Below are 13809 nucleotides of genomic sequence, written 5' to 3' on the forward strand. Positions count from 1 at the left end.
CGCTTCACCCTCGGCTCACTGATGAAAGTGCCAAAGTAGTGTTAGGAGGCGTTCAAACCGATCACGCCCGCAGGAGGGGCAACACCCGGTCTCGGGTGAGTGGCGCAAGGACGAGGTCCGGCGGGGAATCCGGGTCGAACCACGTCATCTCCGCGATCTCGGCGGAGATGGCCGGCTCGCCTTCGATCTGAGCCTCGTAGAGTGCGGCCTCGACCATTTGTCCGGCCTCGTTCGCGGCCGGAGCGGAGAGGTTCGACAGGAAGCGCAATGTATCAGGCCGGACTGTGCAGCCCAGCTCCTCCCGGATTTCGCGGGCCAGGGTCGCGGCAGCGTCCTCGTGCGGCTCGCGCTTGCCGCCGGGCTGCATGAAGGCCTGCGTGCCCTGCTTGCGAACCAGCAGGATGCGACCATGCTCATCCCGGATCACCGCCGCCACGATGCGAATGGGAGCCTTCGTCTCTGGGGCCGGCATCTGATCCTCCTGCACATCGCGAATCCGGTGCCGGTCTCTATAGTCACTGCCGCCCCAATTCTCGCTGACTGGTTGAAAATTTCACAGGTTTTTTAAGGGCCTTCTGCGAGATGTGCTGCACGATATTACCTAAGGGAAATACACGTGCAGTTCCTCGCCAATCGAAAACTCTCCCATCTTACGACCGCGGCCATGGTGGCCTTCGTCGTGCTCACCGCCGCGTCGCTCTTTGCGGTCGTCTCGATGCAGACCCGCGCGGATGTCCGGACCAATGCGCTGACCCAGCTTCAGGCCAATGTCAGGACCTTCGCCGGGATCCTCAAAACCTCCGTCGGCGGCCTTGCGGTGAAAAAGGACGCCAACGGCGCCATCAGCGGCATTACCGTCAATGACGACGCCGTGTTCTACAGCGACGAGCTCGTCGACCGCATCGCCGAGGCGACGCAGGCTCCGGCGACCCTTTTCGTGAAGGATGGACCGAGCGGCAACCTCATTCGCCGCGCCACGAACCTGCGCAATCCCGACGGAACGCGCGCCGTCGGCACCGCCATGGACCGCAACGGCATCGTCTTTCCCATCGTATCGGCCGGCAATACCTATGTGGGACAGGCCAAGGTGCTAGGACAGGATTATCTCCTGATCAACCTCCCTGTCTTCGGCCAGAGCGGCCAGGTCCTGGGGGTTCTCGGCACCGGCGTTCAGACCACCGAACTTGAGGCCGCCGCGGACCGGCTCATGTGGCGCATGGGGATCATCTCGCTGGCGGCCGTGCTGGCCCTGACGCTCGCCGCCATCATCTCGGGCCGCATGCTGTTCCGGCCGATCCCGAGGCTTGCAGGGGCCATGAAGAGCCTGGCCGAAGGGCAGACCGATCTCGCGGTTCCCTATGCCAGCTGGAAGAACGAAGTCGGCGATATGGCCCGCGCCGTCGAGGTGTTCCGCGAGAACACCCTCGACCGCCAGCGCCTCGCCCTCGAGCAGGCCTCCGAGAACGACGCCAAGATGCAGCGGGCACTCAAGCTCGATGAGCTGACCCGTTCTTTCGAGGCGAATGTTTCCGCCCTGACCCAGGGACTCGCTGCCGCCGCGTCGGAGATGGAAGCGACCGCCCGGACCATGACCTCGACCGCCGACCGGACCAACCAGCAGTCGGTCAGCGTGGCGGCGGCCGCCGAGCAGACCTCCGGCAACGTCCGCACCGTCGCCGCCGCCACCGAGGAGATGTCGGCCTCGATCAGGGAGATCGCGCAGCAGGTCACCCAATCCTCCAGGATCTCCTTCGAGGCCGTGGAGAGCGCCAAGCGGACGAACGACATCGTGCGGGCGCTGGCCAGCGGAGCCGAGCGCATCGGCGACGTGGTCACCCTGATCAACGGCCTCGCCGCCCAGACCAATCTCCTGGCGCTCAACGCGACCATCGAGGCGGCCCGCGCGGGCGAAGCCGGCAAGGGCTTTGCCGTCGTGGCCTCCGAGGTGAAGAACCTGGCGACCCAGACCGCCAAGGCGACGGAGGAAATCGGTACTCAGATCGCGCAGATCCAGGGCGCAACTAACGAGGCGGTCGGCGCCATCCAGGGCATCCAGACGGTGATCAACGAGATTTCCACCATCTCGACCGGGATCGCCGCCGCCATGGAGGAACAGGGCGCCACCACGAGTGAGATCTCCCGCAGCGTCCAGGAGGCCGCGCGCGGCACGGGCCAGGTGACGGAGAGCATCGACACCGTGAAGCACGGCGCAGGGGAGACCGGCGCGGCGGCGACCCAGGTTCTGGGCGCGGCCCAGGAGCTCGCTCGCTATGCGGAAAATCTCGGCCGCGAGGTCGAGGTGTTCCTCACCGACGTGAAGGCGGCGTGAGGGCGAAAGCCCTCATTCCTCCTCTTCGTCAGGAGCTTTCGCCGGGATCTCCTCGCCGTCGATGGCGATGAGCTTCCGGCGAACCTGCTCCAGGCCCTCCGTGAGACGGGCCAACTCCTCCGCCATGGCGTCCTGCATGGCGGCCGCCGCGTGGGGAAACTCCTCCAGCACTCGGCGCATGAGGCTCGGCGTCACGCGGATAACGCTCGAAGCCTCCCGGGCCATGGCCGTGGCCGGGCGCTCGATGCGGGTGAAGAGCGCCGCCTGGCCGATCAGGGCGCCAGGCCCGACAACCAAGGCATCGGGCGAGCCGTCCTCCCGGGCATCGAGCGCAATGGCCCCGCTTCTCACCACATAGCCGCCGTCGGAGCGGTCGCCCTTCTTGAAAAGGATGTCCCCCTCTCGCAGCAGACGGCCCTCAGAGGCGAAGGCGACGAGCCGCAGGGCGTCCCGTTCGAGCAGATTGAACAGGGGCGCGCTGGAGAGAACCGCGATATCGTCGTCGAGCGCCATGGCCTAGGGGATCAGCTTGTAGCCGCCGGGCTCGGTGACCAGGATGCGGGCGTTCGACGGATCGGATTCGATCTTCTGCCGCAGCCGGTAGATATGGGTCTCCAGGGTGTGGGTAGTAACGTTGGAATTATAGCCCCAGACCTCCGTGAGGAGCGTGTCGCGCCCGACCACCGACTGACCGGCCCGGTAGAGATAGCGCAGGATCGCGGTCTCCTTCTCCGTCAGCTTGAGCTTGGAGCCCTTATTGGTCGTCAGAAGCTTGGAGCCCGGGCGGAAGGTGTAGGGGCCGATCTGGAACACCGCATCCTCGCTCGCCTCGTACTGGCGCAGCTGCGCGCGGATGCGGGCCAGCAGAACCGCGAACTTGAAGGGCTTCACCACATAATCGTTCGCGCCCGCTTCGAGACCCATTACCGTGTCGGTCTCCGAGCCCTGGGCCGTCAGCATGATGATCGGGCTGCGAAAGCCGTTCTGGCGCATGACCTTGACGGCCTCGCGCCCGTCCATGTCGGGCAGGCCCACATCCATGATGACGAGATCGGTCCGGTCCGCCTTCACCGCCTCGATCGCCTCCCCAGCCGTTTCCGCGGTGCTCACCTGGAACTCGTCGTGCAGCCCCAGCTGTTCGGCAAGGGTGTCGCGCAGATCCCGATCATCATCGACGACGAGGAGGCGGCTGGCATTCGACATGTCAAACCCTTTACACGGTGAAAGCACTTAGGCGCAGGAGCGGTCTTTTCAGGAGAACGGACGGTGCCGGTTCGATCCGGTGCGCCTGCCCGCTTTCTCCCGCATGATCCCGATCTGAAAACCGGAAATCCGGCTTTCCGCAGGCGCAAGCCTCAAGGCATCGGATCATGCTTCCGCCTTAAGAGTAATCATTCCCAGCTTGACAACAAGAGGCAGACCCTGCCCTTCCACTGCCTATGAAGCGTGCCTCCGTCAACCTCGTCCGTGTCTTCCGCTCGCCCCTCGACCACAGGCGGGGCCGGCTGCAGGCGGGCAATCTGGTCATTCCCTGCGCGCTGGGGCGCTCCGGCACGAGCCACGCCAAGCGCGAGGGCGACGGCGCTTCGCCCGTCGGACGGTTCAAGCTGCTGCAGGCTTTCTACCGCGCCGACCACGGCCCCCGCCCGCGCACGGGGCTGCGCCTCAAGCCCATCCGGCCGAACGAGGGCTGGTCGGACGATGTCCGCGACCGGCGCTACAACAGGCTCGTTCCCCTCCCCTGCCCGACGAGCCATGAAAAGATGTGGCGGGACGATCATCTCTACGACGTGGTGATCGACATCGCCTGGAACCGCGGCCCCATCAGACGCGGCCGCGGCAGCGCCATCTTCCTGCATCTTGCCCGCCCAGGCTTTAGGCCCACGGAAGGCTGCGTGGCCGTGGACCGGCGCATGATCCGCCGCCTGCTGGAGCGGATCGGGCCCGGGACGCAGATCGAGATCGTCGGCTGATGGCCAAGGTGATCATCACAACATGCTCGGAATATCCGCATCCGACGCCGAGCCTCGAAGCCCTGCTCGATGGCTTGCGATCCGAGGGCGCGGAGGCAGCCCATGCGCCCTGGAAGACCACGCCGCTCGAGACATTCGCGCAAGCCGACGCGGTGCTGCCCCTGTGCTGCTGGGATTATCACGACGACCCGAAGCGCTTTCTCGACTGGATCGATGCGCTGGAAGCCACGGGCGCAAGGCTGTTCAATCCGCCCTCAACTCTGCGGTGGAATTTCCGCAAGACTTATCTGCTGGAGATGGCGGCAGCAGGGCTGAGCGTGCCCCGGACCTTCCACTTGGGCGAAGCAAACCGCTCAGCCATCGAGCGAATGATGAAGGCAGAAGGCTGGAAAACGGCCGTTCTCAAACCGGTCTCCGGACAAAGCGGGAACGGGGTGCGCAAGCTCGGCCGGGCGGAGCGCGAGACCTGGCCCCTGAACCCCGACACGCCCGGCGAAGCCCTGCTGCAGGAATTTCAGGAGGACATCGCCGTTCTCGGCGAGACGACCCTGACCTTCATCGATGGCGTTTTCTCCCACGCCGTCCGCCGTGTCCTCAAAGCGGGCGAATGGCGGGCGAACCAGCAATACGGCACCACTTACGAGCGTGTGGAGGTGAGCCGGGAGGTAATCGACGCGGCGCGGGCCTATTTCGGCCTTCTCCCGCAGACGCCGCTTTATGCCCGCATCGACGGGCTCGTCCGCCCTGCCGGGTTCATGCTGATGGAGCTGGAGCTGATCGAGCCTTACCTCTACCTCGAATTCGACCCCGGCAGCGCCGCGAATCTTGCCCGCGCTCTTTTTCAACGGCTCGGCTGAAAGGATGCGGGATCGATCCCGCATCCTTCATGGCGTGGCTCAGCCGGCGAGAGTTCTGAAGAAGTCCTCCGGCCCGTCGATTTCCCTGATCCGTCCCCTGTCGATCAGCAGGAAGCGGGTACCGACGGTCTTCACGAAGCTTCTGTCGTGGGACACCACGATGCAGGTGGCCTCGGAATCGAGGATCTCCGTTTCGAGCTGTTCGCGCCCCGGGATGTCCACATGGTTGGTGGGCTCGTCCATGAGGTAGAAGTTGGGGTTGGACAGACGCAGCGCCAGAAGCCCGAGCCGCGCCTTCTGGCCCGGCGAGAGGCGGCCGATGGGAAGCTTCTGCCTTTCGATGGAGAAGCCCGCTTCCGCCAGTACGGCCCGGCTCCTCTGATCGCCGAGACGGAACTGCGACAGGACGAAGTCGTGCGCATTCGCCTTTTCCGGCAGTTGCCGCATGTCCTGGTCGATATAGCCCGGAGCAAGGCTCGGGCTGATCCGGATGCCGGGAAAGCCGTCCGGCTGAAGCATTGCCCGGTGCAGCAGGCGGATGAGTTGGGATTTGCCGGTTCCGTTCCGTCCGAGCACCACGATCCTGTCCCCCTGAGCCACCTCCAGCTTCGGGATCGGGAACAGGTTTCGCCCGTCGGGCGCCTGCACGACGACGTTTTCCACGGAGAGAAGCACCTTGGCGTGAGTGCCGCGATTGGCGAGCCGGATCTCGCCCGGCCTTTCCTTGTGTGCGGCGCGGACACCTTGCTCCAGTTGCTCGGCGCGGCGCCTGATCTGGGCGGATTTCACGTGGGCCGCATCGCTGCCGCTGTTGATGCCGATATTGCGCAGCTCGTTGGCGCTTTCACGCAGACGCTTCACCTCCCGAAGAGTCTTCTCCCGCTGCGCCAACGCCGCCGCATCATGGGCTTCGAGCAATTCGCGCGCGCGGCGATAGGGATGCGGGAACGAGACCGATTCCTCCGGGCGCAGAAAAAGGGTGCGGCTGGTGCAGGCATCCAGGAAATCCCGGTCGTGGCTCGCGACCACGACGGGCACCCGGTCCGCCACGTCCTTCAGCCACCGCTCCAGGAGCAGGAGCTTTTCAAGATCGAGGTGGTTCGTCGGCTCGTCGAGCAGCAGGAGATCGGGCTCGGTGACCCAGGCGCGGGCGATCAGGGCCAGACGCTGCCAGCCGCCGCTGAGCGCCCGGACAGGACGATCGCGCAGATCCGAAGGCGCTTCGAACTCGTCGAGAATGACATCGACCCGCCATTCCTGGACATCTTGCTCTGGCGGCGGCAGGGCGCGGCAGATGGCTTCGTGCAGGGAAAGGTCCAGCAGATTGCCCGGCATGTCCTGCTCGACCAGCGCGAGTTTCAGGCCGCGGGAGCGGACGATCTCGCCCGTAGTCGGCTCGGCGAGGCCAGCAAGGCATTTGAGGAGCGTGGATTTCCCCGCCCCGTTGCCGGCCACGAGGCCAAGACGGTCCCGCTCGCCGATCGTGAGGGTCAGGTTCTGGAAAAGCGGAGTCTGCGCGATGATGGTGATATTGCGAAGGCTGATGGAGCCCATTTTTCATCTCAATCGGTACGGCGCGTCACGACAGGGCGTCCGCGCAAAGTCTGGAACGTATCTCGGACGCGCCGCAGCCTTTTCAGGCCGGTGACGCGGTAAGCCGTTCAGAGCTGACCAGGATGAGATGAGGACGGGGGAGCATTATCGGCAAAAGCGGGAAACCACTTTTACTTCTGAGAATGCGGCAATCAAAACCCGCCGTCAGATCCGTTCGATGGCCGGCCCTGCAACAACCTGCTGCAGGGCGTAACCGGGGCCGAACATGCGTAGATGCATCGCTTCACACATGCAGCCCTCCTTCGGTTCGAGTGGTGATCGATCCTGTCAGCTTAGCCTTTGTCGGGCCAACGTTCAATACGGGAGCTCCGGGGGCAATTTTCGTGCGCTGCCTCACAGCCGGCTTGTCACGCCGCCGCTAAGGGTGAATAGGATTCTGATCTCATCACAGGCCACCACGATGATCCCGCGTATCCTTTCCTGCCTCACCGTGAGCATCGCTCTCTTCGTCCCGGCCCTTTCAGCAGCTCATGCGCAGGATCTTGGGGGCTGGCGGGCTTTGACGGCAGAGGAGGAAAAGGCGCGCATCGCCGGCGTGCCGAGCGACTCGGTCGATCCGGCCATGGTTGAGGCGGACTTCGACGGCGACGGGACCACGGACAAGGGTCTGATTGCAGTGCGCCAATCAGACGGGGCCCGGGGCCTGATCGCGGTCCTGAAGGGCAAGGTCCATGTGATCGACCCCGACGGCATAGAGCCTTCGGACGGTCTTGGTCTCGCCGAACCCGGCACTTGGGAAACGGTCTGCGGCAATGCCTTCCGGGAATTCCACCAAGCCGCCTGCGAGGAAGGCTATCCCGCCCGCGTGACTCTGAAGAAGCCCGGCATCCTCTGGATCGGCAACGGCCAGACCGTTCTCTATTTCTGGAATGAAAAGGCAGGACGCTTCGCCGGTGCGGCGATGGTCGACTAGCCGGTTCAGCGTTTCGTCCTGGCCCCGAAGATCGCGCTGCCCACCCGCACATGGGTGGCCCCGAGCTGGATGGCCGCATCGTAGTCCGCGCTCATGCCCATGGAGAGCACCTTCAGCCCATGTCGCCGGGCGATGGTGTTGAGGAGGGCGAAGTGGGGCGACGGCGGGTCCTCGGCTGGGGGAATGCACATGAGACCGTCGACGGTAAGGCCATACTGGTCGCGGCAGGCTTCCAGAAAGACGTCGACCTCGGTCGGGATGACCCCGCCCTTCTGCGGCTCTTCGCCGGTATTCACCTGGACGATCAGGCGCGGCGTTTTGCCTGACTTCGCGATTTCCTTCGCCAGCGCCTGGGCGAGCGAAGGCCGGTCGAGGGTGTGGATCACGTCGAAGAGCTCCACCGCCTCCTTTGCCTTGTTCGACTGGAGCGGGCCGATCATGTGGAGCTCCGCGCCGGGGTAGCGCTCGCGCAGGGCCGGCCACTTGGCCTTGGCCTCCTGCACGTAGTTCTCCCCGAAAACCCGGTGGCCAGCGGCCAGGACCGGCTCGATAGCCTCTGCCGGAAAGGTCTTGGAAACCGCCACCAGGGTAATGGAGGACGGGTCGCGCCCGTAATCGGCGGCGGCGCGGCGGATGCCCTCCTGCACCTCGTGCAAGCCTTCGACCGGATCGTTGTCGCTCATGGAAGTCCTCTCAAGGGTCCCGAGAATGCCGCTTCGCGCGCGAAACCGTTGACCGCGCGGGAGAGCTGTGTCCTAGTCCGCGCCAATGCTGCGGCGCAAGCCGCTTGAATCGCTTAAAGCATGATCCGGTGAAGTAGATACCGGTTCACCGACACGATCATGCGATGATAGGAACAAGAGAGCCGGAAGCCCTTCCTGCTCGAAAGACGGATGTGCTGAAGAACATGAGGCCGGAGCGCTACAACGCCAAGGAAGCCGAGCAGAAATGGCGGAAGGTCTGGAACGACCGCGACCTGTTCAGGACGAGGAACGACGACCCGCGCCCGAAATACTACGTGCTTGAGATGTTCCCCTATCCGTCGGGGCGCATCCATATGGGCCACGTGCGCAACTACACCATGGGCGACGTGGTGGCGCGCTACAAGCGGGCCAAGGGCTTCAACGTGCTCCACCCGATGGGCTGGGACGCCTTCGGCATGCCGGCGGAGAACGCCGCCATGCAGAACAAGGTCCACCCCAAGGAATGGACCTACGCCAATATCGCCACCATGCGCGGCCAGCTGCAAAGCATGGGGCTCGCCATCGACTGGAGCCGCGAGGTCGCGACCTGCGATCCGAGCTACTATAAGCACCAGCAGCGCATGTTCATCGACTTCCTGGAAGCGGGCCTCGTCGACCGCAAGACCGCGAAGGTGAACTGGGATCCGGTGGACCACACCGTGCTCGCCAACGAGCAGGTGATCGACGGGCGCGGCTGGCGCTCCGGCGCGCTCGTGGAGCAGCGCGAGCTGACCCAGTGGTTCCTGAAGATCACGGATTTCGCCGAGGACCTGAACGACAGGCTCGATAGCCTGGACCGCTGGCCGGAGAAGGTGCGCCTGATGCAGCGCAACTGGATCGGCCGCTCCGAGGGCCTGCTGGTCCGCTTTGCGCTCAAACCCGAGACGGTGCCGAACGGCGAGAGCGAACTCGAGATCTACACCACGCGCCCGGACACCCTGTTCGGGGCGAAGTTCATGGCCGTCGCGCCTGATCATCCGCTGGCGAAGGCCGCGGCTGCGAACAATCCCGAACTCGCCTCCTTCATCGAGGAGTGCAAGCGCATGGGTACGGCGCAGGAGGCCATCGAGAAGGCGGAGAAGCTGGGCTTCGACACCGGCATCCGGGCGCAGCACCCGTTCGACCCGAACTGGACGCTGCCCGTTTACGTCGCGAACTTCATCCTGATGGAATACGGCACCGGCGCCATTTTCGGCTGCCCAGCCCATGACCAGCGCGATCTGGATTTCGTCAACAAGTATGGCCTCGGCAACACGCCCGTGGTCTGCCCGCCGGACGTGGACCCTGCCACTTTCGTGGTGACGGACGTGGCCTATGACGGCGAGGGCCGGATGATCAATTCCCGCTTCCTTGATGGGCTCACCATCGCGGAAGCCAAGGAGGAGGTCGCCCGCCGTCTGGAGACGGAGACCCGCAACAACCGGCCCGTGGCCGAGCGCAAGGTGAATTTCCGCCTGCGCGACTGGGGCATCTCGCGCCAGCGTTACTGGGGCTGCCCGATCCCGATCATCCATTGCGACGATTGCGGCGTCGTGCCTGTGCCGAAGGACCAGCTGCCGGTGGTGCTGCCGGAGGACGTGTCCTTCGACGTGCCGGGCAACCCGCTCGACCGGCACCCGACCTGGAAGCATGTGGACTGCCCGAAATGCGGGGCCAAGGCCCGCCGCGAGACGGACACCATGGACACCTTCGTGGATTCGTCCTGGTACTTCGCGCGCTTCACCGACCCGACCCTGACGGACAAGCCGACGGATCGGGCGACGGTGGATTCCTGGCTGCCTGTCGACCAGTATATCGGCGGCATCGAGCACGCGATCCTGCACCTGCTCTATTCGCGCTTCTTCACCCGCGCGATGAAGAGGACGGGCCATGCGGGGCTGGACGAGCCGTTTGCCGGCCTGTTCACGCAAGGCATGGTGGTCCACGAGACCTACAAGGACCAGAGCGGCGCCTGGGTGCTGCCCTCCGACGTGCGCTTCGAGACGGAGGGCGGCGTCCGCAAGGCCCTCCATGTGGAGACCGGCGCTCCCATCGAGATCGGCTCCATCGAGAAGATGTCGAAGTCGAAGAGGAACACGGTGGATCCGGACGAGATCATCGGATCCTACGGCGCCGATACGGCCCGCTGGTTCATGCTCTCCGACTCTCCGCCTGAGCGCGACGTCATCTGGACCGAGGAGGGCGTGCAGGGCGCAGGCCGCTTCATCCAGCGCGTTTGGCGTCTCGTCGGCGAGATCGCCGAGCTGTCGGCCGGCGGCAACGGCGCTTCGGCCGGGGGCGAGATCGGCCTGGCCGTGCGCAAGGCCGCGCACAAGGCGCTGGCCGCCGTCGAGGAGGATGTGGAGCGCCTGCGCTTCAACCGCTGCGTCGCCCATCTCTATGAGCTCGCCAACAATCTCCAGGATCTGGCGAACAGGGCGAAGGGCTCCGATGAGCCGGGCCTCGCCTCGGCCTTCGCGGAGGCCGGCCGCATCTTCGTGCAGCTCCTCGCCCCCATGATGCCCCATCTGGCGGAGGAATGCTGGGAGTCCCTGGGCCAGTCGGGTCTGGCTGCCGATACGCCCTGGCCTCAAGCCGACCGCTCGCTCTTGGTCGAGGAGACGGTCACCCTCCCCGTTCAGGTCAACGGCAAGAAGCGCGCCGACGTGACGGTCGCCCGCGATGCGGATCAGGCCGCCATCGAAGCGGCTGTGCTCTCGCTTGACGCCGTGCAAAAGGCTATGGAAGGGAAGTCGGCCCGCAAGATCATCGTCGTTCCCCAGAGGATCGTGAATGTCGTCGCTTAACCTCAAAGGCCTCGCCCGCTTCGCGCTCGTGGCCGGGCTGTCGCTCGGCCTCTCCGCCTGCTTCCGGCCTCTCTACGGCCCGACGGCTTCGGGCGAATCGCTTCAGACGACTCTCGCCTCCATCGACGTGCCCGAGCTGACCTGGCCGGAGGACGATGCGCGGTTCGGCCATTTTCTGCGCAGCGAGCTGATCTACGAGCTCAACGGCTCCGGCCAGCAGGTTCCGAAGCGCTATGCCTTGCGCCTGTCGTTCAGGGACAGCCTGACGACGCCCATCGTCGATTCCGAATCGGGACGGGCGCTGGCGGCCACGCTCAACGGAACGCTCACCTACCGGCTCACGAGCCTCGACGGCTCGACGGTGATCACGCAAGGAACCGCGACGGGTTCGGCCTCCTATGACCGGTTCGAGCAGCGTTTCGCCACTGTCCGCGCCGCCCGCAATGCGGAGATCAGGCTCGCCAAGCTCTTGGCGGAACAGGTGAAAACCCGTCTGGCGGCGACGCTCGCAGCCCGCACGTAAGTCGATGGTCGCCGTCAAGGCCCATGAGGTGGACGGGGCGCTGCGACGCCCCGATCCGCGCATCGGCGTCTTTCTCTTCTACGGGCCCGATACCGGTCTCATCAACGAGCGCGCGAAGGCTTTGGCCGAGCGCTCGGTGACGGATCCGTCCGATCCGTTCCAGCTCATCCGGATCGATGGCGATGACATTGCCTCCGATCCCGCACGTCTTTCGGACGAGGCCGGAACCATGGGGCTGTTCGGAGGCAAGCGCGCCATCTGGATCAAGGCCACTTCACGGAACATCGCTCCTGCCGTGGACGCAGTCCTGAAGGGCGAGTTACAGGATACGACGATTGTCATCGAAGGCGGCGACCTGCAGAAATCCTCGCCGCTGAGGACCCTTTGCGAGCGCTCGCAGAAGGCCCTCGCCCTGCCGTGCTATGCGGATTCGGGCAAGGATCTCGGCACCATCGTCGAAGAGACGTTGAAGAACAACGGCTTTTCCATTTCCCGCGATGCGAGAGCCGCCCTGCTCGCGAGCCTCGGCGGCGACCGGCTCGCCACGCGCGGCGAGCTCGCAAAGCTCATGCTTTACGCCCATGGAAAGCGGGAGATCACGCTCGAGGACGTCGACGCCATCATGAGCGATGTGTCGAGCCTCGCCATGGATGCGGTGGTGGATTCAGCCTTCGCCGGCGAAGGCACGGGGCTCGAGACCGGCTCACGGCGGCTCGCAGCCGAGGGCGTGCACGCCTCCGTGCTGCTCGGAGCCGCACTTCGCTATGCGCTGATGCTGCTCACGGCCCGCCTCGCCGTCGAGGAAGGCCGCCCGATCCCGGCGGTGATGGAGAGCATGCGCAGCCTGCATTTCCGGCGCAAGCCCCTGATCGAGCGCCATCTTCAACGCTGGACGAGCGGCAGCCTGAAGGATGCTATTGCGATGATCCAGGCGAGCCTTCTCGAAACCCGCCGCCTCAGCGACCTCGGCGACGCCATCGCGGCAAAAACCCTGCTCGACCTCGCGCGGGCGGCGCGGCGGTAGCTTCAGTTTCGTTCATACACGGAGACACTGTCCTCATCCTGAGGAGGTCGCAGAGCGACCGCCACAAAGAAGATCCAGTACTCTCTGGAAATTTCTTCATGACGCAGACCTCGTCTGCTCCTCAGGATGAGTTTGGGGTGTTGAACTGGAATTGTTTACGGATTCAACCGCCGGCACAGCCCGTCCAGCTGGTCCAAGGTCTTGTACTTGATCCGCAATTCGCCGCCCTGGCCCTTGTGGTCGATGGTGACGGTCAGGCCCAGCACGTCCTGAAGCGCCTTTTCGAGTGCTCGGGTGTCGGGATCCTTTTCGGGCTTTGCCTTGGCGGCCTTGGCCTCCTGGTTCGGCTGAGCCGCATCGGCCTGTGCGATCGTCTCCACCTGGCGGACGCTCAGGCCCTCGTCGACCACGCGCTTCGCCACGCCGGCCGGATCCTTGACCGACAGGAGCGCGCGGCCGTGGCCGGCGGTAAGCTTGCGGTCGATCAGGAGCTTCTTCACCGAACCGGGCAGGTCGGAAAGGCGCATCATGTTGGCGATGTGGCTGCGGCTCTTGCCGATAATTTTCGAGAGATTCTCCTGGGTGTAGGAGAACTCGGCCATGAGACGCGAATAGCCTTCCGCCTCCTCGATCGGATTGAGGTCGGCGCGCTGGACGTTTTCGAGAATGGCGTATTCGAGCGAGGTCTTGTCGTCGATATGGACGATGACCACCGGCACCTTGTGCAGCCCGGCCTTCTGCGCCGCGCGCCAGCGGCGCTCGCCGGCGACGATCTCGAATTCCTCGTTCCGGTTCGGAAGCGATCTCACCACGATGGGCTGGATGATGCCGCGATCCTTGATCGACTGGGTCAGCTCGCTCAGGTCCGTGTCGTCGAACACCTTTCGCGGGTTGCGCGGGTTCGGGCGCAGGAATTCCACCGGCACCGAGCGCTGCGCGTTGAGGCCCTTGCGCTCGAGCGTGCCCATCTCCTCGCCCACATCGCCGATCAGAGCGGCCAGCCCGCGGCCGAGCGACTTCGTTTCTTTAGCCATTTCGGATTCTCAG

The 13809-nt window shown here is 64.9% G+C and carries 13 protein-coding genes; 7 read left to right on the forward strand and 6 right to left on the reverse strand.

Features of this window, described 5'->3' with window-relative positions:
- Positions 1-61 precede the first annotated feature (61 nt).
- Positions 62-472: an NUDIX hydrolase gene (locus tag LG661_RS09725; RefSeq protein WP_230531684.1), complete on the reverse strand. Its 411-nt coding sequence runs from the start codon at positions 470-472 to the stop codon at positions 62-64.
- Between the two features lie 144 nt (positions 473-616).
- Here LG661_RS09725 and LG661_RS09730 point away from each other — a divergent pair, with 144 nt between their 5' ends.
- Positions 617-2329, forward strand: a complete 1713-nt coding sequence (locus LG661_RS09730; protein ID WP_230531685.1) for a methyl-accepting chemotaxis protein — start codon at positions 617-619, stop codon at positions 2327-2329.
- A 12-nt stretch (positions 2330-2341) separates the two neighbouring features.
- On the opposite strand, the gene LG661_RS09735 is transcribed toward LG661_RS09730, so the two are convergent.
- Together LG661_RS09735 and LG661_RS09740 are read right to left on the reverse strand one after the other, a co-directional pair.
- Positions 2342-2842: a cyclic nucleotide-binding domain-containing protein gene (locus LG661_RS09735; protein ID WP_230531686.1), complete on the reverse strand. Its 501-nt coding sequence runs from the start codon at positions 2840-2842 to the stop codon at positions 2342-2344.
- A gap of 3 nt (positions 2843-2845) precedes the next feature.
- Positions 2846-3532, reverse strand: coding sequence for a response regulator transcription factor (locus LG661_RS09740; protein ID WP_230531687.1), 687 nt, complete (start codon positions 3530-3532; stop codon positions 2846-2848).
- 236 nt (positions 3533-3768) lie between these two features.
- On the opposite strand from LG661_RS09740, the gene LG661_RS09745 reads away from it, so the two are divergent.
- A complete protein-coding gene (locus tag LG661_RS09745; RefSeq protein ID WP_230531688.1) occupies positions 3769-4302 on the forward strand; it encodes a L,D-transpeptidase family protein in 534 nt (177 codons plus the stop codon).
- On the forward strand, positions 4302-5159 hold the full coding sequence (locus tag LG661_RS09750; protein ID WP_230531689.1) for an ATP-grasp domain-containing protein: 858 nt from the start codon (positions 4302-4304) through the stop codon (positions 5157-5159). The genes LG661_RS09745 and LG661_RS09750 overlap by 1 nt, the downstream gene beginning before the upstream one ends.
- A gap of 39 nt (positions 5160-5198) precedes the next feature.
- Here the strand turns inward: LG661_RS09750 and LG661_RS09755 are convergent, their stop codons facing one another.
- Positions 5199-6713 (reverse strand): ATP-binding cassette domain-containing protein, encoded by a 1515-nt coding sequence (locus LG661_RS09755; RefSeq protein ID WP_230531690.1) that lies wholly within the window; start codon positions 6711-6713, stop codon positions 5199-5201.
- 460 nt (positions 6714-7173) lie between these two features.
- On the opposite strand from LG661_RS09755, the gene LG661_RS09760 reads away from it, so the two are divergent.
- The gene (locus LG661_RS09760; protein WP_230531691.1) at positions 7174-7686 is read left to right on the forward strand and encodes a hypothetical protein; all 513 of its coding nucleotides are present in this window, start codon (positions 7174-7176) and stop codon (positions 7684-7686) included.
- A 5-nt stretch (positions 7687-7691) separates the two neighbouring features.
- Here LG661_RS09760 and LG661_RS09765 read toward each other — a convergent pair whose 3' ends face one another.
- Entirely contained in the window at positions 7692-8369 is a 678-nt protein-coding gene (locus LG661_RS09765) for a YggS family pyridoxal phosphate-dependent enzyme (protein WP_230531692.1), read from the reverse strand.
- A 224-nt stretch (positions 8370-8593) separates the two neighbouring features.
- Between LG661_RS09765 and leuS the strand changes: the two genes are divergently transcribed.
- The 3 genes from leuS to holA are packed head-to-tail and all read left to right on the forward strand — an operon-like array spanning position 8594 to position 12762.
- Positions 8594-11215, forward strand: a complete 2622-nt coding sequence (leuS, locus tag LG661_RS09770; protein WP_230531783.1) for a leucine--tRNA ligase — start codon at positions 8594-8596, stop codon at positions 11213-11215.
- Positions 11202-11738: an LPS assembly lipoprotein LptE gene (gene lptE / locus LG661_RS09775; RefSeq protein WP_230531693.1), complete on the forward strand. Its 537-nt coding sequence runs from the start codon at positions 11202-11204 to the stop codon at positions 11736-11738. Before leuS ends, lptE begins: the two co-directional genes overlap by 14 nt.
- A gap of 4 nt (positions 11739-11742) precedes the next feature.
- Positions 11743-12762, forward strand: a complete 1020-nt coding sequence (gene holA / locus LG661_RS09780) for a DNA polymerase III subunit delta (RefSeq protein ID WP_230531694.1) — start codon at positions 11743-11745, stop codon at positions 12760-12762.
- Between the two features lie 155 nt (positions 12763-12917).
- Here the strand turns inward: holA and LG661_RS09785 are convergent, their stop codons facing one another.
- Positions 12918-13796 (reverse strand): ParB/RepB/Spo0J family partition protein, encoded by an 879-nt coding sequence (locus LG661_RS09785; RefSeq protein WP_230531695.1) that lies wholly within the window; start codon positions 13794-13796, stop codon positions 12918-12920.
- Positions 13797-13809: the final 13 nt, after the last annotated feature.

Origin of the sequence: Microvirga roseola, assembly GCF_020866965.1 — a bacterium.
GTDB classification, from domain to species: domain Bacteria; phylum Pseudomonadota; class Alphaproteobacteria; order Rhizobiales; family Beijerinckiaceae; genus Microvirga; species Microvirga roseola.

Coding starts and splice junctions, on each gene's coding strand:
- LG661_RS09725 (WP_230531684.1), bottom strand. CDS start 472: ATGCCGGCCCCAGAGACGAAGGCTCCCATTCGCATCGTGGCGGCGGTG.
- LG661_RS09735 (WP_230531686.1), bottom strand. CDS start 2,842: ATGGCGCTCGACGACGATATCGCGGTTCTCTCCAGCGCGCCCCTGTTC.
- LG661_RS09740 (WP_230531687.1), bottom strand. CDS start 3,532: ATGTCGAATGCCAGCCGCCTCCTCGTCGTCGATGATGATCGGGATCTG.
- LG661_RS09745 (WP_230531688.1), top strand. CDS start 3,769: ATGAAGCGTGCCTCCGTCAACCTCGTCCGTGTCTTCCGCTCGCCCCTC.
- LG661_RS09750 (WP_230531689.1), top strand. CDS start 4,302: ATGGCCAAGGTGATCATCACAACATGCTCGGAATATCCGCATCCGACG.
- LG661_RS09755 (WP_230531690.1), bottom strand. CDS start 6,713: ATGGGCTCCATCAGCCTTCGCAATATCACCATCATCGCGCAGACTCCG.
- LG661_RS09760 (WP_230531691.1), top strand. CDS start 7,174: ATGATCCCGCGTATCCTTTCCTGCCTCACCGTGAGCATCGCTCTCTTC.
- LG661_RS09765 (WP_230531692.1), bottom strand. CDS start 8,369: ATGAGCGACAACGATCCGGTCGAAGGCTTGCACGAGGTGCAGGAGGGC.
- leuS (WP_230531783.1), top strand. CDS start 8,594: ATGAGGCCGGAGCGCTACAACGCCAAGGAAGCCGAGCAGAAATGGCGG.
- lptE (WP_230531693.1), top strand. CDS start 11,202: ATGTCGTCGCTTAACCTCAAAGGCCTCGCCCGCTTCGCGCTCGTGGCC.
- holA (WP_230531694.1), top strand. CDS start 11,743: ATGGTCGCCGTCAAGGCCCATGAGGTGGACGGGGCGCTGCGACGCCCC.
- LG661_RS09785 (WP_230531695.1), bottom strand. CDS start 13,796: ATGGCTAAAGAAACGAAGTCGCTCGGCCGCGGGCTGGCCGCTCTGATC.